Raw genomic sequence first — 18552 nt, forward strand, 5'->3', positions numbered from 1 at the left:
CGGTCCGCAAGCCGAGGACTGCCCGGGTCTGGCGGGCGGCATCGCCGAGAGATAGTGCAAGGGACGCCCACCGTGGCGTCCCTTCGTCCTTTTCGCCTTCTCCGCATACCCCCGCCCGGTAACCCCTGCTCCTGGGATGCCCGCTCCCCCCGCAGGTGAAACCACGTCGCGCGGCTCCCGGTCACCCTCCCGCGCCGGGCTAGAGTTCCAGTCGTGCATCTCAAGAGCCTCACGCTGCGCGGATTCAAGTCCTTCGCGTCCGCGACCACGCTTCGCTTCGAGCCGGGGATCACCTGTGTCGTGGGACCGAACGGCTCGGGCAAGTCCAACGTGGTCGACGCGCTGTCCTGGGTCATGGGCGAGCAGGGCGCCAAGTCGCTGCGCGGCGGCAAGATGGAGGACGTCATCTTCGCCGGGACCAGCGGGCGCACCCCGCTGGGCCGCGCCGAGGTCGCGCTGACCATCGACAACACCGACGGCGCGCTGCCGATCGAGTTCAGCGAAGTCACCATCTCCCGGACCATGTTCCGCAACGGCGGCAGCGAGTACGCGATCAACGGCAGCACCTGCCGGCTGCTGGACATCCAGGAACTGCTCTCCGACTCCGGCATCGGCCGCGAGATGCACGTCATCGTCGGCCAGGGCCAGCTGGACTCGGTGCTGCACGCCGACCCGATGGGCCGCAGGGCGTTCATCGAGGAGGCGGCCGGCGTCCTCAAGCACCGCAAGCGCAAGGAGAAGGCGCTGCGGAAGCTGGACGCGATGCAGGCCAATCTGACCCGGGTCCAGGACCTGGTCAACGAGCTGCGGCGGCAGCTGAAGCCGCTGGGACGGCAGGCCCAGATCGCCCGCCGCGCGGCCACCATCCAGGCCGACCTGCGCGACGCCCGGCTGCGGCTGCTCGCCGACGACCTGGTGACGCTGCGGCGGGCGGTGGAGGAGGAGGTCGCGGACGAGATGGCGCTGCGGCTGCGCCGGTCCGGGGTCGAGCAGGAGCTGACCGCGCTGCAGCAGCGGGAGGCGGTGCTGGAGGCGCAGGTGGCCCAGCTCGGGCCGCGGGTCGAGCAGGCCCAGCAGACCTGGTTCGCGCTGTCCTCGCTGGCCGAGCGGGTCCGCGGCACGGTCGGCCTGGCCGAGGCCAGGGTGCGGCACGCGCAGAACCCGGGCGCGGAGGAGCGGCGCGGCCGGGACCCGGAGGAGATGGAGCGCGAGGCGGCCCGGATCCGCGAGGAGGAGGCCGAGCTCAAGGAGGCGCTGGAGGAGGCGCAGTACGCCCTCGCCGAGACGGTGGAGCTGCGGTCCGAGCTGGAACGGGCGCTCGCCGCCGAGGAGCAGCGGCTGCGCGCCGCCGCGCGGGCGCTGGCGGACCGACGGGAGGGGCTGGCCCGGCTGCAGGGCAAGGTCGCCGCGGCGCGGTCGCGCGCGGTCGGCGCGGGCGAGGAGATCGGACGCCTCGCCGAGGCCAGGGACGGCGCGCGGGAGCGCGCGGAGGCCGCGACCGAGGAGTACGAGCTGCTCAAGGAGCAGGTCGACGGGCTTGAGGCAGGCGACGAGGAGGCCGAAGGGCAGCTCCGCGGGGTACGGGCGGCGCTGGCCGAGGCCGAGGAGGCACAGTCGCGGGCCCGCGAGGAGCTGGCGGCAGTGGAACGGGAGCGCGCCGGACTCACCGCCCGCCGTGAGGCGTTGGCACTGGGCCTGCGCCGTAAGGACGGCACCGGCGCGGTGCTGGCCGCGGGGGCGGAGCAGCGGCTGCCCGGGGTGCTCGGCCCGGCCGCCTCCCTGCTCCGGGTCCGCCCCGGCGCGGAGGCGGCGGTGGCCGCCGCCCTCGGCCACGCCGCCGACGCCATCGCCGTGGACAGCCTCCCCGCCGCCGCGGCGGCACTGGGGCTGCTCCGCAGCACGGACGCCGGCCGCGCGGCCCTGCTCATCGCGGAGCGGGGCCCCGCCGCAGCGGCGGAACCGTCCCCCGCCACCACGCCGGAGACCGCGGCCACCACGACGCCGGGGCACCCCGGCCCAGCCGGCCACACCGCCGCGAGCCCCGCCGCCGCGAGCCCCGCGGAGGGCGGACGCACCGCGCCCACCGCCCCGTCCGACGGTGAAGCCCCCGCCCTCCCCGCCTCCGGCGCCAACACCGTGGCAACCAGCGGCCCCGCCCCCGAGCAGCCCGGCTCCGCTTTTACCGCCCCCGCCCCCGCGCCTGCCCTCCCCGCCTCCGGTGCCCCCGCTCCCGCTCCCCGTGGCGCCGTGGCGGTCGCCGCGCTGGTGGACGGGCCTGCGGAGCTGGTCGCGGTGGTGCGGGGGCTGTTGGGCGGCTACCTGCTGGTGGGGACGCTCGCCGAGGCGGCGGAGCTGGTCGCCGCGCACCCCGCGCACACCGCGGTGACCGCCGAAGGCGACCTGCTCGGGCGCGGCTTCGCATACGGCGGGTCGGCCGCCGCGCCGAGCCTGCTGGAGACCCAGGCGGCGGTGGACGAGGCCGCGGCCGGGCTCGACGCGCTGGCCGGGAGGCGGGACGAGCTGGCCGCGGCCCTGGAACAGGCCACCGCACGGCGGAAGGAGCTGGCCGCCGAGGCCGAGTCGCTGGCCGCCCGCCGCCGCGCCGCCGACAAGGAGAAGTCGGCCGTCGCCCAGCAGTTGGGCCGCCTCGGCGGCCAGGCCCGCGGTGCGTCCGGTGAGGCCGAGCGCCTCGCCGCCGCCGCCGCGAAGGCGGAGGCCGCACAGGTCGCCGCCGAGGCGGACCTCGCCGAGCTGGCCGAACGGCTGCTGGTCGCGGAGGAGATCCCGGCCGACGAGGAGCCGGACACCGACGCCCGCGACCGCCTCAACGAGGAGTCGGCCCGCTCCCGGCAGACCGAGATGGAGGCCCGGCTCGCGGTCCGTACCCACGAGGAGCGGGTCCGCGGCCTGGCCGGGCGCGCGGACTCGCTGGACCGGGGCGCGCGCGCCGAGCGCGAGGCCAGGACCCGTGCCGCCGCCCGGCAGCAGCGGCTGCGCCAGGAGGCGCGGGTGGCGGGCGCGGTGGTCGAAGGGGCCCGGCAGCTGCTGGCCTTCGTGGACTCCTCGCTCGCCGCCGCCGCGGCCGAGAAGCTCGGCGCGGAGCAGGACCGCGCCGTCCGCGACAAGGAGCTGGCGCAGGAGCGGGTCCGCAGCCGGGAGCTCAAGGCGGAGCTGGACAAACTCACCGACTCGGTGCACCGGGACGAGGTGCTGCGCGCCGAGAAGCGGCTGCGGATAGAGCAGTTGGAGCTCAAGGCGCTGGAGGAGCACGGCATCGAGGCGGACGGCCTGCTCGCCGAGTACGGCCCGGACCAGCCGGTCCCGCCCTCGGCCCCGGCCGACGGCGAGGAGCCGGAGGCGGCGGCCCGCCCGTACGACCGCGCGGAGCAGGAGAAGCGGCTGCGCGCCGCCGAGAAGGCGTACACCCAGCTCGGCAAGGTCAATCCGTTGGCGCTGGAGGAGTTCGCGGCGCTGGAGGAGCGGCACCAGTTCCTCAGCGAGCAGCTGGAGGACCTGAAGAACACCCGCCGCGACCTGCTCACCGTGGTCAAGGAGGTGGACGAGCGGGTCGAGCAGGTGTTCACCGCCGCGTACCACGACACCGCGGCCCAGTTCGAGGGTGTCTTCTCCCGGCTGTTCCCCGGCGGCGAGGGCCGACTGGTGCTGACCGATCCGGAGAACATGCTGACCACCGGCATCGACGTGGAAGCGCGCCCGCCGGGCAAGAAGGTCAAGCGGCTGTCGCTGCTGTCGGGTGGTGAGCGCTCACTCACCGCGGTGGCCCTGCTGGTCTCCATCTTCAAGGCCCGCCCCAGCCCGTTCTACGTCATGGACGAGGTCGAGGCGGCGCTGGACGAGACCAACCTGCGCCGGTTGATCGCGATCATGGAGGAGCTGCGCGACAGCTCCCAGCTGATCGTGATCACCCATCAGAAACTGACGATGGAGTGCGCCGACGCGCTCTACGGCGTCTCCATGCGCGGCGACGGCATCTCCCAGGTGATCAGCCAGCGACTGCGGGACGAGCCCCGGAAGCCGCCGCGCCGCATCCTCCCCGCGCAACAGGCCCAGCCGCCCGCACCGCCCCAGCCGACAGAACCCGAGCCCCCGCACGACCAGCAGCCGGCTCAGTCGTCCAACGAGTAGGCCGCCGCCTGCAGTCCGTAGAGCTCGGCGTAGCGGCCGTTCAGGGCCATCAGCGTCGCGTGGTCGCCGGACTCCGCCAGCCGTCCCCGGTGCAGGACCAGGATCAGGTCCGCGCCGGTCACGGTCGAGAAGCGGTGCGACACGATCACCGTCACCGCCCCGGTCCGCGCCCCGAGTTCCGCCGCGCGAGCCATGTACCGCTCGAAGATGGCCTGCTCGCTGACCGCGTCCAGCGAGGCGGTGGGCTCGTCCAGGACGAACAGCAGCGGGTCGGGCCGCATCGAGGCGCGGGCCAGCGCCGCCCGCTGCCACTGGCCCTCGGACAGCTCCACGCCGCCGAGTTCGCGGCCGAGCTGGGTGTCCAGGCCGTCCGGCAGCCCGGCCACGATGCCCTCCGCGTCCGCGGCCCGCACCGCGGCCTCGACCGCGGCCCGGTCCTCCAGCCGGGCCACGTCGCCGAGGCCGACAGTGTCCGCGAACGTGGTGCGGAACCGGCCGAAGTCCTGGAAGGCGGCGCTGGACCGGGCCCGCCAGGCCTCGGTGTCGATGCCCGCCAACGGGACCCCGTCCACCAGCACCGTGCCGCTGTCCGGCCGGTAGAACTTCGCCAGCAGCTTCACCAGGGTGGTCTTGCCAGAGCCGTACTCGCCCACCACCGCGACCACGGACCCGGCCGGGAGCCGGGCGCTGAAGTCCGCCAGGGCCGGCTGCCCGGTGCCGGGGTAGGTGTAGCCGACGCCGGTCAGCGTGATGCCGTCGCGCAGCACCGCCGGGGGAGCGGCCCCGCCGCCGGCCCCGGCCCGCGCCGCGGCGGCGTAGTCCCGCAGCCACAGGTACGGCTCGACGATCCGGGCCGAGGCCGCGGTCGCGGCGGTGGCCGTGACCACGCCCTGCAGGCTCTGCCGCACCGTTGCCGCGACGGTGACGGTCAGCACCAGGTCGCCGACCGTGCCCTCGCCGCGCGAGGTGCGGTGGGCGACCAGTGCCAGCGCGGCGGTGAACCCGGCGGCGAACACCGTCCAGCCGCCCAGCCCCCATGCCGCCGCCCGGAACGCGGCACCGGCCCGCAGCCGCACCACCGCGTCCCAGCCCGCCGCCTGACGGTCAATCAGCCCGTCGGCGCTGCCGGTGGTCAGCACCTCCTTGGCGGTGGCCGGCTGCACCGCCAGGTCCAGCAGGTGCTGCTGCAACCGGTACTCCTCGGCGGTCTCCACCTCGGTGGTCCGCACCGCGCGCTGACCCCGGTGATCGGCCCAGGTCGGCGCCGCCGCCAGCGGCAGCAGCAGGAGCAGCCAGGGGTTGACCGCGCCGAGCAGCAGCAGGGTCACTCCGAGCCGCAGCACCCCGGCCACCGTCCGCGCCGCGCTCCACGGCGCGGCGGCCAGCTCGGCGGTGGACGAGCGGACCAGGGTCACCCGGTCCAGGAAGTCACTGCGCTCCAGGTGCTCCAGACCCTCCAGGGCGGCGATCTCGTGGTGCACCCGGGGGTGCAGCACCAGCCGTCCCAGCCGGTCGTTGGTGGTGTTGGTGAGCCGGCTGACCAGGGTGGTCAGCGAGGCGCTCAGCGCGTACGCCACCCCGGCGCAGACGGCGGCGGCCACCGCGGCCGGCGCCGCGCCCCGGATCGTCGCGTCCACGGCCGCCTTCAGGCTGAGCCCGGTCGCCGCCACCACCAGCACCGATCCGGCCAGGGCGGCCAGCGAGGCGGCGGTGAGGCCGGGCAGCTCGCGCCGGCTCAGCACCATCAGCTCCCACCACAGCCGCAGCGTGCGGCGGGCCCCGGGCGCCCCGCCCGCGCTACCTGCCCCGTCTGCCCCGCTGACACCGTCGGACGTCATTCGGTCACCCCCGCCGCGGCGAACCGCTCCGCCTGCACCGTGAACAGGTCGGCGTAGCCGCCGCCCCGCGCCATCAGCTCCTCGTGCGTCCCTGACTCGGTGATCCGGCCGCCGTCCAGCAGCACGATCCGGTCGGCCCGACGGACCGTCGACAGCCGGTGCGAGATCAGCACCACGCTGGTTCGGCCGCGGTGCTCGGCCAGCCGCCGGAACACCTCGAACTCGGTGCGGACGTCCAGGTGCGCGGTCGGCTCGTCCAGCACCAGCAGCTGCGCCCCGGTCCTGACCGCGTACAGGGCGCGGGTCAGCACCAGCTGCTGCCACTGGCCGCCGGACAGGTCCACCCCGCCGGTGCGGGAGCGGGCCAGCGGGGTGTCCCAGCCGTCCGGGAGCCGCGCCAGCACCGGCGCGAAGCCGGCGTCGCGCGCGGCCAGGTCCAGCGCGGCGCGGTCGTGCGCCGCGCCCAGGACCACGTTGTCGGCGGCGGAGAGCTGGTAGCGGACGAAGTCCTGGAACACCACCGCGATCCGGGACCGCCAGGACCCGGTGTTCCGCGCCGTCAGTTCGGCGCCGTCGACCGTGATCCGGCCGGACGTCGGCCGGTAGAGCCCGGACAGCAGTTTGATCAGCGTCGACTTGCCCGCGCCGTTCAACCCGACCACGGCCAGCAGCTCGCCGGGCCTGATCTCCAGGTCGAGCCGGTCCAGCACGGCACGCGCGCCGCCCGGATAGCCGAACCCCACCTGTTCGAAACGCACCAACGGCGGCCCGCCCCCGGCCGGCTGACGCGGCGACGGCAGCGCGCCCCGGTCCGGCAGCGCCGCGGCCTCGCCGCCCAGCGTCCCGCGCAGGCGGTCGTACCCGGCCAGCGCGCTGTTGGCGCCGGTGATCTGCAGCAGTTCACCACCCGAGCCCAGGGCCTGGACCAGCGACCACCCCGCCGCCAGCACCGCCGTCTGCACCGCGACCGTGCTGTGCCCGTGCACCGCGCTCCAGGTCACCGCGGTGTACGCGGGCACCAGCCCGGCCGACACCAGCAGCAGCGGCAGCCACTCGCCCCGGGCGATCCGCAGCATCACGGTCCACAGCGGGGCGTTGGCCACGTCGATGTGCCGCTGCAGCCGCCGCACCAGCCAGTCGGCCAGGCCGAACACCCGGATGTCCTTGCCCTCGCTCGGCGACACCACCGCCTGCCGCCAGACGTCCGCGTGCAGCTCCTCCCGGTCGGCGAAGCGCCAGGTCTCGTTGACCGCCACGCCCTGCCGGAACCGCAGGTAGCCGCAGGCCCCGGCCGGGACCAGCAGCACCGGCAGCAGCCACCAGGCGTAGCCGGCCAGCACCGCGCAGGAGGCCACCGCCCCGGCCAGCGCCGCCAGCCGCCGCAGCGCCGCGACCGCGCCCAGCCCGACGGTGCGGTCCGGGCCGCGGTCCGGATCGCCGATGGCGCCGCGCACGGCGGCCTGCACCTCGGGGGTCTCCAGTGCGCCGACCGTGGGCCCGGCCAGCACCAGCCGGGCGATCCGGGCCCGCTGCGCGCCGTCCACCCGGGACCTGGCCAGGTACTCCAGCGGCGTGGCGGCGGCGTCGCCGAGGTGGCCGAGCAGCAACACGCCGCCGAACAGCGCCAGCGGCAGCAGCGCGGCGTCGAACAGGGTGCTGCCGGTGGCCGCGGTGTCGAGCCGCGACACCAGCAGCGCGAGCACCGCGGCGGTGGCGGCCGGGGTGACCGAGCCCAGCAGCAGCGCCGACGCGTAGCCGAGCAGCACCGCGGGCCCCGCCTCGCGCAGCATCCGCAGCAGCTGGAGCCGACGGGCCGCGGCGGTGCCAATCGAGGTGATCATGACAGTGATGATGCCGCGGGCGCCGGAAGCGGTTCCACCGAATTCCGCCCCGCCGGGGGCCCGGTTCTGCCTGCTTCTCCCGTACTCGCACACCCGTCCCTGATACTGGGAGGCGTCATGGAATACATCATCATTGCCGTAGTCATCGCCGTCGTCCTCCTCGGAGCCGCCACCGGCCTCGTCGTCACCGGCAGGCGCCGCAAGGAGCTGCCGCCGAAGGCCGCTCCGACGCAGGTCGCGCCGCCGCGGGCCGAGCCGGCCGCCGAACCGGGAGCCGAACCCGCCGCCGAGCCCCGACCGGAACCGGCGGCCGAGGCCCCGGCCGCCGAGGCCCCCGCCGCACCCGTGCTGGACGTGCCCGAGCCGACCGCCGGACGCCTGGTCCGGCTCCGCTCCCGGCTGGCGCGCTCGCAGAACACCATGGGCAAGGGCCTGCTCGCCCTGCTCTCCCGGGACCACCTCGACGAGGACACCTGGGAGGAGATCGAGGAACTGCTGCTGGTCGCCGACGTCGGGGTGGCGCCGACCCAGGAGCTGGTCGAGCGGCTGCGCTCGCGGGTCAAGGTGCTGGGCACCCGCTCGCAGGAGGAGCTGACCGCGCTGCTCCGCGAGGAGCTGACCACCCTGGTCGACCCGACCATGGACCGCACCCTGCACACCGCCCGGCACGCCGAGGAGGAGCCGCCGCGCCCCGCGGTGGTGCTGGTGGTCGGCGTCAACGGCGTCGGCAAGACCACCACCAGCGGCAAGCTGGCCCGGGTGCTGGTCGCCGACGGCCGTACGGTGCTGCTCGGCGCGGCCGACACCTTCCGGGCCGCCGCCGCGGACCAGTTGCAGACCTGGGGCGAGCGGGTCGGCGCCCGTACCGTCCGCGGCCCCGAGGGCGGCGACCCGGCCTCGGTGGCCTTCGAGGCGGTCAAGCAGGGGATCGCCGAGGGCGCGGACACCGTGCTGGTGGACACCGCCGGGCGGCTGCACACCAAGACCGGCCTGATGGACGAGCTGGGCAAGGTCAAGCGGGTGGTGGAGAAGCACGGCTCGGTGGACGAGGTGCTGCTGGTGCTGGACGCCACCACCGGCCAGAACGGCCTGGTGCAGGCGAAGGTCTTCGCCGACGTGGTGGACATCACCGGCATCGTGCTGACCAAGCTGGACGGCACCGCCAAGGGCGGCATCGTGGTCGCGGTGCAGCGCCAGCTGGGCGTCCCGGTGAAGCTGATCGGCCTGGGCGAGGGCGCGGACGACCTGGCGCCGTTCGACCCCGCGGGCTTCGTGGACGCGCTGATCGGCTGAGCCGCCCGGAACGAACGGCCGAGGGCCGGGACCACCACTCACTCACGTGAGTGAGTGCCTTGTCCCGGTCCTCGGCCGTTGCGCTGTGCCTTTGGTCGCCCTCGGCCGACACCCCAGCCGTCGCCCTGCGCCTACGCTCCAGTCGTTCCCCTGCGGCGGAGCCGCGTCAGCGCCGCCCGACCAGCTCCGCCACGCCCCCGTGGCACGCGTACGCCAGTGCGCCGAGCAGCAGCCTGGCCTCCGGCGGGCGGCTCGCGGTCTCCGCGCCGGGGCGGCGCAGCCAGCGGGTCAGCGGCGTCGGCGGCGCGGGGACGGACGAGCCGACGCCGTGGCAGGCCAGGTCGAGCTCCGCGTCGTCCCAGCCGGTCTTGTAGAGCAGCTCGGGCAGGGCCTCCGCGGTGTGCGGCGCGACCAGGAACAGGGCCCGGTCGCCGGGGCCCGCCAGCACCGGGCCCGGCCGGACGCCCATCCGCTCCATCCGCACCAGCGCGCGGCAGCCGACGTCCTCGGGCACGTCGAGCGCGTCGAAGCCCAGGCCGGTGACCAGGCGCAGCTCGGAGCCGGCCAGGGCCACCGTCCACCCCCAGCGCCGGGTGTACTCGGCAGCCGTCTGGCACCGGGTGGCGTGGGCGCGCCCACGCGGGCCGAGCGACCGGCCGCTGAAGATCGGGTTGCCGAACAGGATGTCCAAGTCCACTCACCACCAACCGAAATCGAGTACCGATGGTTACGCCGCGGAGCGCGGAAAGGCGTACGGGCTCCCTGCGGGGCGCGTCGCCGATGCTTTCGCGCCCCCTGATGGGGTGAGATTCCCGGATCCCGTTGCCGGACCGTCGGGATTGCGCGAGGCTCGCCCTGAGATCCAGATCAAGTGAAGCGCGCCGAAGAAGCCCGAAGTTCACTCGCAGGGGTGGCGAAAGGTGGCGTTTCTGAGGCTCGACTCCCTCGTACGGCGGAATCCGCGCTACGTTCGCACCGCAAGCAACGGGCCTGAAGCCAACGATCGTGCACCCAAAGATCTCTGACGGTGTGAAAGATCTGTGTGCAAGATCCGTGCCAGCATAATCCAATATTTTTTGGACGGCATCGGGCCGTCCCGGGATGGGGGCGTTCCGGTGGGTGAGAAGCAACCCAATGAGCAGCTGGCGACGTGGTTCGTCAGGAGCGGTTGGTCGAAGGGCGAGTTGGCTCGCCAGGTCAACCGGCGGGCCCGGCAGATCGGCGCCAGCCACATCAGTACCGACACCTCACGCGTGCGCCGCTGGCTGGACGGCGAGAGCCCGCGGGAGCCGATCCCCAAGATCCTCTCGGACCTCTTCTCGGAGCGCTTCGGCTCCCTGGTGACGATCGAGGACCTCGGCCTCAAGGCGGTCCCCAACCTCGCCCCGGGCTCGGGGGTGGACCTCCCCTGGAACGGCAGCCAGACGGTCCAGCTGATCTCCGACTACTCGCGCAGCGACCTGATGCTCAACCGTCGCGGCTTCCTCGGCACCTCGCTGGCGCTGACCGCGGGCTCCGCGCTGATCGAGCCGATGCAGCGCTGGCTCGCCCCGGCCCCGGCCTCCGGCGGGCTGCCGACCGGCGCCCTCGCCACCGCCCGCGGCGGCCGCCCGCCGACCGGCCGGATCTCCCCGCCGGAGCTGGCCCTGCTGGAGTCCACGGTCCGGATGTTCCGCCAGTGGGACGCCCAGAACGGCGGCGGCCTGCGCCGGAAGGCCGTGGTCGGCCAGCTGCACGAGGTCTGCGACCTGCTCCAGGAGACCTACCCGGCCGACGTCACCCGCCGCCTGTTCCAGACCACCGCCCAGCTGGCGCACCTGGCCGGGTGGATGTCCTACGACATAGGGATGCACCCCAGCGCGCAGAAGTACTACGTGCTGGCGCTGCACGCGGCCAAGGAGGCCGGCGACCGCCCCTTCGGCGCGCTGATCCTCTCCGACATGTGCCGGCAGATGATCCACCTCAACCGCAGTTCCGACGCCCTGGAGCTGGTGCACCTCGCCCAGTACGGCAGCCGCGACACCGCCACCGCCAGGACCAGCGCCCTGATGCACGCGCTGGAGGCCCGCGCCTACGCCAACCTCGGCGAGGTCAACAAGTGCTACCGGGCGGCCCGGCTGGCCGAGGACTCCTTCACGGACATCAGCGTCCCGCTGGAGCAGGAGCCGGACTGGATCACCTTCTTCTCCGAGGCCGAGCTCAACGCCGAGAACGCGCACTCCTACCGCGACCTGAGCTACCACGCGGGCCGCAGCGAGGTGTACGCGCTGCAGGCGCAGCCGGTGATGGAGCGCGCGGTGGAGCTGTTCGCCCAGGACCCGGACCACCAGCGCTCCTACGCGCTGAACCTGATCGGCATGTCCAGCGTCCACCTGCTGCAGAAGCAGCCGGAGGAGGCGGCGGCGTCCGCGCAGCAGGCCCTGGAGATCGCCATCCGGATCCGCTCCGAGCGGGTCAACACCCGGGTCCGCAAGACCACGGCCGCGGCGACGGACGAGTTCCGCGGGGTGGCCGAGGTGATCGAGCTGCGCGACCGGGTCAAGCAGGAACTGCCGGAGTACACCCGCAACCAGGCCGTGTGAGGCGGTTTCCAGCCATCGCCTGAACACGGACAAACGAGACTCCGACCGCGGAAACCCTCGAAACTCGGCTCCCCCATGCCAGTTCCGCGGGTCGGTTTCCGCGGTCGGTCACGTTCCGCCGCTCCGGCATCGCAGGGCGTCAGGGTAGCGGTGCGTACCCGCTCCGGTTCCCCTGTTCACGGGCGCGTAACACTGCCGTCAGCTTCGTCACTGCCGCGAAACACGCTCACCGATCGGCCGAAACCGCCCTCGGTCAATCTCCTCATCAACAGCCGACGCTTCCGGGGGCACGGGACGGATACCCGGAAGACGGAGCGGCCCAACACTCGAGGAGACGCCGAATGCCTAGCGGCTTCAGCGGCGGGGACACCGCTTTTGTACTCATAAGCGCGGCATTGGTCATGTTGATGACGCCGGGCCTCGCGTTCTTCTACGGCGGCATGGTCCGCGTGAAGAGCGCCCTGAACATGCTGATCATGAGCTTCCTCGCCCTCGGGATCGTCACGGTCCTGTGGGTGCTGTACGGCTACTCGCTCAGCTTCGGCACCGACTCGTTCCACGGCCTCATCGGCAACCTGCACATGTTCGGCATGCGCAACATCGGCATGAACGAACTCAGCGGGAGCATCCCGGTCTTCGCCTTCGCCGCCTTCCAGTTGATGTTCGCCGTCATCACCCCGGCCCTCATCAGCGGCGCGATCGCCGACCGTGCCAAGTTCTCGGCCTGGGCGCTGTTCCTGGCGCTCTGGGTCACCATCGTCTACTTCCCGGTCGCGCACTGGGTCTTCTACTTCAACGGCGGCCAGGGCGGCTGGCTCGGCGACCGGATGCACGTGCTGGACTTCGCCGGCGGGACGGCGGTCCACCTCAACGCCGGTATGGCGGGTCTGGCGCTGGCCTTCGTGCTGGGCAAGCGGATCGGCTTCAAGAAGGACCCGATGCGTCCGCACAGCCTGCCGCTGGTGATGCTGGGCTCCGGTCTGCTGTGGTTCGGCTGGTTCGGCTTCAACGCCGGCTCCGCCCTGGCGGCGAACGGCCTGGCCGGCATCGCCTTCATGAACACCCAGATCGCCACCGGCGCGGCCATGATCGGCTGGCTGGCCTACGAGAAGATCAGGCACGGCTCGTTCACCACGCTGGGCGCCGCCTCCGGCGCGGTCACCGGCCTGGTCGCGATCACCCCGGCCTGTGCCTTCATCAGCCCGCTGGGCTCGATCGGCCTCGGCCTGTTCTGCGGCGCGCTCTGCGCCTGGGCGGTCAGCCTCAAGTACCGCTTCGGCTTCGACGACTCGCTCGACGTGGTCGGCGTCCACGCGGTCGGCGGCGCCACCGGCGCCCTGCTGATCGGCCTGCTCTCGACCGGCCACGCCGGCTCCTCCTACGCCGGCCTGTTCTACGGCGGCGGCTTCACCCAGCTCGGCCGGCAGGCCCTGGGCGTCGTGGTGGTCGGCGCGTACTCCTTCGTCCTCGCCTACGTCATCGGCAAGATCATCGACAAGACGATGGGCTTCCGGGTCTCCGAGGACGTCGAGGTCGCGGGCATCGACCAGGCGGAGCACGCCGAGTCCGCCTACGACTTCAGCGCCGTGGGCGCCGCGCTCTCCAAGGCGCTGGTACCGGCCGGCGGGGTGGCCCAGGACGACGAGGCGACGTCGGACGCCGACGCGGGAACGAAGGTCGAGGCATGAAGCTCATCACCGCAGTCATCAAGCCCCACCGCCTGGACGACGTGAAGGAGGCCCTGCAGGCCTTCGGGGTCCACGGACTCACCGTCACCGAGGCCAGCGGCTACGGTCGGCAGCGCGGCCACACCGAGGTCTACCGGGGTGCGGAGTACACCGTGGACCTGGTGCCCAAGGTCCGGGTCGAGATCCTCGCCGAGGACGACGACGCGGAAGGCCTGATCGACGTCCTGGTCAAGGCCGCCCGCACCGGCAAGATCGGGGACGGCAAGGTCTGGAGCGTCCCGGTGGAGACCACCGTCCGGGTGCGCACCGGCGAACGCGGTCCGGACGCGCTGTAGGGAACAATCTCATCTCGTAAAGGGGCGGGGGAGTCGGGCTCACACCCGACTCCCCATTCCGGCGTTCTTCATTCAGGGGAGCAGCGTTGACGGATCGGCAGCAGGCGACGCCCGGCCAGGACTCCAGCGACCCGGCCTCCGAACCCAGCGGCTACGCCGCCCAGCGGCTGCATCTGCTGCGCGAGGACGGCAGGGTCGGCGCGGCCCGTCGCACCGCCCTGTCCGAGCTCACCGACCGCTGGCTCTCCGGGCTTTTCTCCACCGCGGCGGACGGCCTCGGCGGGGTCGCCCTGGTCGCGGTCGGCGGCTACGGGCGCGGCGAGCTGTCCCCGCGCAGCGACCTCGACCTGCTGCTGCTGCACGACGGCGGCGCCAGGGGCCGGGCGGTGCCCGCGCTGGCCGAGCAGATCTGGTACCCGGTCTGGGACAACGGCATCGCCCTAGACCACTCGGTCCGCGACCTGCCCACCGCGCGCAGGATGGCCGCCGAGGACCTCAAGGTCCAGCTGGGCCTGCTGGACGCGCGCCACATCGCCGGCGACCCCGGCCTCACCACCGGGCTGCGCTCGGCGATCCTGGCGGACTGGCGGGCCGACGCCGTCAAACGCCTGCCCGAGCTGCACGAGATGGGCCGGGACCGGGCCGAGCGGCACGGCGAGCTGGGCTTCCTGCTGGAGCCCGACCTCAAGGAGGCCCGCGGCGGGCTGCGCGACCTCACCGCACTGGACGCGGTCGCCGCCTCCTGGATCGCCGACGCGCCGCGGACCGGCCTGGCCGAGGCGGCGGCGAAGCTCCGCGACGTCCGGGACACCCTGCACCTGGTCACTGGACGCGCCACCGACCGGCTCAGCCTGCAGGAGCAGGACCAGGTCGCGCTGGAGCTGGGCGTGCTGGACGCCGACATCCTGCTGCGCCAGGTCTACGAGGCGGCCCGCACCGTCGCCTACGCCTCGGACGTCACCTGGCGCGAGGTGGACCGGGTGCTCCGGGCCCGCAGCGGCGGCCGGGTCCGCCGCACCGTCAGGTTCGGCTTCGGGTCGAGCACCGCCACCCGCAATGTCGCGGCCAGGGGCGGGGTGGAGCGCAGCCCGCTGGCCGAGGGCGTGGTGGAGCAGGACGGCGAGGCGGTGCTGGCGCACGCGGCCCGACCGGCCGCCGACCCGGTGCTGCCGCTGCGCGCCGCCGCGGCAGCGGCCCAGGCGGACCTGCCGCTGGCCCCGGCCACCGTGCGCCGGCTGGCGGCGGAGACCCGGCCGCTGCCGGTGCCCTGGCCGGACGAGGCCAGGGACCAGCTGGTCACCCTGCTCGGCGCGGGCGAGAGCGCGGTCGCGGTGTGGGAGGCGCTGGAGGCCGAGGGCCTGATCGCCCGGATGCTCCCGGACTGGGACCGGGTCCGCTGCCGTCCGCAGCGCAACGCGGTGCACCGCTGGACCGTGGACCGGCACCTGGTCGAGACGGCGGTACGGGCCGCCGCGATGACCCGCCGGGTGGCCCGTCCCGACCTGCTGCTGGTCGCCGCGCTGCTGCACGACATCGGCAAGGGCTGGCCGGGGGACCACTCCGAGGCCGGTGAGGTGATCACCCGGGACGTCGCGGCCCGGCTCGGCTTCCCCAAGCCGGACGTGGAGGTGCTGGCGCTGCTGGTCCGGCACCACCTGCTGCTGGTGGAGACCGCGACCAGACGCGACCTGGACGACCCGGCCACCGTCGCCGCGATCACCTCGGTGGTCGGCGGCACCGGCGTGCTGGAGCTGCTGCACGCGCTCACCGAGGCCGACGCGCTGGCCACCGGGCCCGCCGCCTGGAGCAGTTGGCGGGCCGCCCTGGTCGCCGACCTGGCCGAGCGGGCCGCCGCGGCGCTGGACGGCGCGCACGGGACGCCGGAGGCGGCGACCCCCGAGCCGTCCGCGGAGGAGGAGCGGCTGGCCGTCGAGGCGGCCAGGACCGGCGGCCCGGTGCTGTCGGTGCACGCCGAGGCCGAGCGCCCGGCCGAGCCGGGCGCCGAGCCGATGGGGGTCACCCTCACCCTGGCCCTGCCGGACCGCCCCGGGGTGCTGCCGACCGTGGCCGGGGTGCTGGCACTGCACCGGCTGACGGTACGGGCGGCGGCGATCCGCGAGCTCGACCCGATCGGCGCGGGCCCGGTGCTCGCGCTGACCTGGCAGGTCGCGGCCGAGTTCGGCGAGGTCCCGGAGGCCGCGCGGCTGCGCGCGGACATCCGCCGGGCCCTGGACGGCGGCATGGACGTCACCCGCAGGCTGGCCGAGCGGGACGCCGCGGCCCCGCGCCGCCGCGGCATCGCCGCCCCGCCGCCGCGGGTCACCGTGGCGCCCGGCGGCTCGGCCAGCGCGACCGTGCTGGAGGTCCGCGCGCACGACGCCCCCGGGCTGCTGCACCGGATCGGCCGGGCGCTGGAGGACACCGGGGTCCGGGTCCGCACCGCGCGGATCTCCACCCTGGGCGCCGACGCCGTCGACGCCTTCTACGTCACCGGACCGGACGAACTGCCGCTGTCGCCGCTGCGCGCCGCCGAGGTGGCCCGCGCGGTGGAGCTGGCGCTGTCCTGACCCGGGCCGGGGCCGCCCCGCACCCGGGCCGAGGCTGTGCTGACCCGGGTGGAGCCTCTACCGGGTACGGGCGGATACCCTGGAGGGCGACGACCCATCCGTTCCCGAGCCACGAGGACCCGCGACCGACGTGTTCGACACCCTTTCCGACCGCCTCGCAGCGACGTTCAAGAACCTCCGTGGCAAGGGCCGGCTGTCCGAGGCGGACATCGACGCCACCTGCCGCGAGATCCGCATCGCCCTGCTGGAGGCGGATGTCGCGCTCCCGGCCGTGCGGGCGTTCATCAAGCAGGTCAAGGACCGCGCGCTCGGTGCCGAGGTCTCCGGTGCGCTGAACCCGGCCCAGCAGGTCATCAAGATCGTCAACGACGAGCTGGTGAGCATCCTCGGCGGGGAGACCCGGCGGCTGCGCTACGCCAAGACCGGCCCGACCGTGATCATGCTGGCCGGCCTCCAGGGTGCGGGCAAGACCACCCTGGCCGGAAAGCTGGGCCACTGGCTCAAGGAGCAGAAGCACACCCCGCTGCTGGTGGCCTGCGACCTGCAGCGCCCCAACGCGGTCACCCAGCTCGGCGTGGTCGCCGAGCGGGCCGGGGTGGCGATCTACGCCCCCGAGCCGGGCAACGGCGTCGGCGACCCGGTCAAGGTCGCCGAGGACTCGATCGAGTACGCCAAGCAGAAGCAGTACGACGTGGTCATCGTCGACACCGCCGGACGCCTGGGCATCGACGAGGAGCTGATGCGGCAGGCCGCCGACATCCGCGCCGCGGTCGACCCGGACGAGGTCCTCTTCGTCGTCGACGCCATGATCGGCCAGGACGCGGTCACCACCGCGCAGGCCTTCCTCGAAGGCGTCGACTTCACCGGTGTGGTGCTCTCCAAGCTGGACGGCGACGCCCGAGGCGGCGCGGCGCTGTCGGTGGCGCACCTCACCGGCCGTCAGATCATGTTCGCCTCCAACGGCGAGAAGCTGACCGACTTCGACGCCTTCCACCCGGACCGGATGGCCTCGCGCATCCTCGGCATGGGCGACATCCTCAGCCTGATCGAGACCGCCGAGAAGACCTTCAGCCAGGACGAGGCCGCCAAGATGGCCTCCAAGCTGGCCAGCAAGGGCGGCAAGGAGTTCGGCCTCGGCGACTTCCTGTCCCAGCTGGAGCAGGTCTCCAAGATGGGCTCGTTGTCCAAGCTGCTCGGGATGATGCCCGGCATGGGGCAGATGCGGGAGCAGATCAACAGCATTGACGACCGGGACGTGGCCCGGGTCGGCGCGATCATCAAGTCGATGACACCGGCCGAGCGGGACGACCCCAAGCTGATCAACGGCTCCCGCCGGGCCCGGATCGCCAAGGGCTCCGGGGTGCACGTCTCCGAGGTCAGCAGCCTGGTCGAGCGCTTCTTCGAGGCCCGCAAGATGATGTCGGCGATGGCCGGCGGCCGGGGCATCCCCGGGATGCCGGGCATGCCCGGCTCGGGCGGCGGGGGCGCCCGCAAGGCCAAGCAGCAGAAGCAGGCCAAGGGCAAGCAGAAGTCCGGCAACCCGCTGAAGCGCGCCGCCGAGCAGAAGGCCGCGCTGGAGCGCAAGGCCGAGGGTCCGGCCGCCGGCTCCAGCCCGTTCGGCCCCGGCGCGGGCAAGCTCCCGGAGGACTTCGAGCTCCCCAAGGAGTTCAAGGACCTCATCTGAGGCGCCCCACTCGCATGCGCCATGATGTGCGCATGCGAGTGGAGATCCGTACCCCCAGACTGTCCGACGCTCCCACCTACGCGGCGGCGGTGCGCCGTTCCACCGAGCACGTCGGCCGGTGGAACCCGCTGGAGCCGGACGGCCTGGTGGACCTGGTCCGCCGTCAGGGCGAGACCCTGCGCACCTACCTGGTCTTCGACATCGAGGACGGCGGCCTGGTCGGCTGCTGCAACGTGGCCAACATCGTCCGCGGCCGCTTCCGCAACGGCAGCCTGGGGTACAACTCCTACCTCCCCTACAACGGCACCGGCCGGATGACCGAGGGGATGCGGCTGGTGCTGGACCGCTGCTTCGCCGCGGAGAGCGACGGCGGCCTGGACCTGCACCGGCTGGAGATCAACGTCCAGCCGGCGAACGAGCCCTCGATCGCGATGGCGAAGCGGCTCGGCTTCCGGCACGAGGGCTACACCCCGCGGATGCTGTTCCTGCAGGACGCCTGGCGCGACCACGAGCGCTACGCCCTCACCGCCGAGGAATGGCCCGGCCTCTAAAGGCGTACTCGGTGGCGCGCACGGTGG

Annotated in this window: 11 protein-coding genes; 8 read left to right on the forward strand and 3 right to left on the reverse strand. The window is 73.8% G+C overall.

All coding sequences use genetic code 11. The annotated features are described in order from the left end of the window. Positions 1-213 precede the first annotated feature (213 nt). A complete protein-coding gene (locus ACEZDE_RS27895) occupies positions 214-4146 on the forward strand; it encodes a chromosome segregation SMC family protein (protein ID WP_380541660.1) in 3933 nt (1310 codons plus the stop codon). Here ACEZDE_RS27895 and ACEZDE_RS27900 read toward each other — a convergent pair. Then, positions 4128-5984: an ATP-binding cassette domain-containing protein gene (locus ACEZDE_RS27900; protein WP_380541663.1), complete on the reverse strand. Its 1857-nt coding sequence runs from the start codon at positions 5982-5984 to the stop codon at positions 4128-4130. The genes ACEZDE_RS27895 and ACEZDE_RS27900 overlap by 19 nt on opposite strands. Beyond that, a complete protein-coding gene (locus tag ACEZDE_RS27905) occupies positions 5981-7825 on the reverse strand; it encodes an ABC transporter ATP-binding protein (RefSeq protein ID WP_380541666.1) in 1845 nt (614 codons plus the stop codon). The genes ACEZDE_RS27900 and ACEZDE_RS27905 overlap by 4 nt, the downstream gene beginning before the upstream one ends. Positions 7826-7942: 117 nt before the next feature. Between ACEZDE_RS27905 and ftsY the strand changes: the two genes are divergently transcribed. Continuing rightward, positions 7943-9118, forward strand: coding sequence for a signal recognition particle-docking protein FtsY (ftsY, locus tag ACEZDE_RS27910; protein WP_380541670.1), 1176 nt, complete (start codon positions 7943-7945; stop codon positions 9116-9118). Positions 9119-9284: 166 nt separating this feature from the next. On the opposite strand, the gene ACEZDE_RS27915 is transcribed toward ftsY, so the two are convergent. Beyond that, the gene (locus ACEZDE_RS27915) at positions 9285-9809 is read right to left on the reverse strand and encodes a DNA primase (protein WP_380541673.1); all 525 of its coding nucleotides are present in this window, start codon (positions 9807-9809) and stop codon (positions 9285-9287) included. Between the two features lie 424 nt (positions 9810-10233). On the opposite strand from ACEZDE_RS27915, the gene nsdA reads away from it, so the two are divergent. The 6 genes from nsdA (at position 10234) to ACEZDE_RS27945 (ending at position 18525) form a co-directional block, all read left to right on the forward strand. Beyond that, entirely contained in the window at positions 10234-11700 is a 1467-nt protein-coding gene (nsdA, locus tag ACEZDE_RS27920) for a transcriptional repressor NsdA (protein WP_380541676.1), read from the forward strand. A 341-nt stretch (positions 11701-12041) separates the two neighbouring features. After that, positions 12042-13388: an ammonium transporter gene (locus ACEZDE_RS27925; protein WP_380541679.1), complete on the forward strand. Its 1347-nt coding sequence runs from the start codon at positions 12042-12044 to the stop codon at positions 13386-13388. Continuing rightward, positions 13385-13723 carry a P-II family nitrogen regulator gene (locus tag ACEZDE_RS27930; protein WP_380541682.1) on the forward strand — a complete coding sequence of 113 codons (339 nt, stop codon included), beginning with the start codon at positions 13385-13387 and terminating at the stop codon, positions 13721-13723. Before ACEZDE_RS27925 ends, ACEZDE_RS27930 begins: the two co-directional genes overlap by 4 nt. Before the next feature lie 86 nt (positions 13724-13809). Next, positions 13810-16290 carry a [protein-PII] uridylyltransferase gene (locus ACEZDE_RS27935; protein WP_380541685.1) on the forward strand — a complete coding sequence of 827 codons (2481 nt, stop codon included), beginning with the start codon at positions 13810-13812 and terminating at the stop codon, positions 16288-16290. A 130-nt stretch (positions 16291-16420) separates the two neighbouring features. Then, the gene (ffh, locus tag ACEZDE_RS27940) at positions 16421-17974 is read left to right on the forward strand and encodes a signal recognition particle protein (RefSeq protein ID WP_380541688.1); all 1554 of its coding nucleotides are present in this window, start codon (positions 16421-16423) and stop codon (positions 17972-17974) included. A gap of 32 nt (positions 17975-18006) precedes the next feature. Beyond that, positions 18007-18525, forward strand: coding sequence for a GNAT family N-acetyltransferase (locus ACEZDE_RS27945; protein ID WP_380541691.1), 519 nt, complete (start codon positions 18007-18009; stop codon positions 18523-18525). Positions 18526-18552 lie beyond the last annotated feature (27 nt).

This window comes from Streptacidiphilus cavernicola (assembly GCF_042510955.1).
Taxonomy (GTDB): Bacteria; Actinomycetota; Actinomycetes; order Streptomycetales; family Streptomycetaceae; genus Streptacidiphilus; species Streptacidiphilus cavernicola.

What these genes read in the sequence shown, in the direction of transcription:
- ACEZDE_RS27900 (WP_380541663.1), bottom strand. Translation starts at nt 5,984, where the DNA reads ATGACGTCCGACGGTGTCAGCGGGGCAGACGGGGCAGGTAGCGCGGGC.
- ACEZDE_RS27905 (WP_380541666.1), bottom strand. Translation starts at nt 7,825, where the DNA reads ATGATCACCTCGATTGGCACCGCCGCGGCCCGTCGGCTCCAGCTGCTG.
- ftsY (WP_380541670.1), top strand. Translation starts at nt 7,943, where the DNA reads ATGGAATACATCATCATTGCCGTAGTCATCGCCGTCGTCCTCCTCGGA.
- ACEZDE_RS27925 (WP_380541679.1), top strand. Translation starts at nt 12,042, where the DNA reads ATGCCTAGCGGCTTCAGCGGCGGGGACACCGCTTTTGTACTCATAAGC.
- ACEZDE_RS27930 (WP_380541682.1), top strand. Translation starts at nt 13,385, where the DNA reads ATGAAGCTCATCACCGCAGTCATCAAGCCCCACCGCCTGGACGACGTG.
- ACEZDE_RS27945 (WP_380541691.1), top strand. Translation starts at nt 18,007, where the DNA reads ATGCGAGTGGAGATCCGTACCCCCAGACTGTCCGACGCTCCCACCTAC.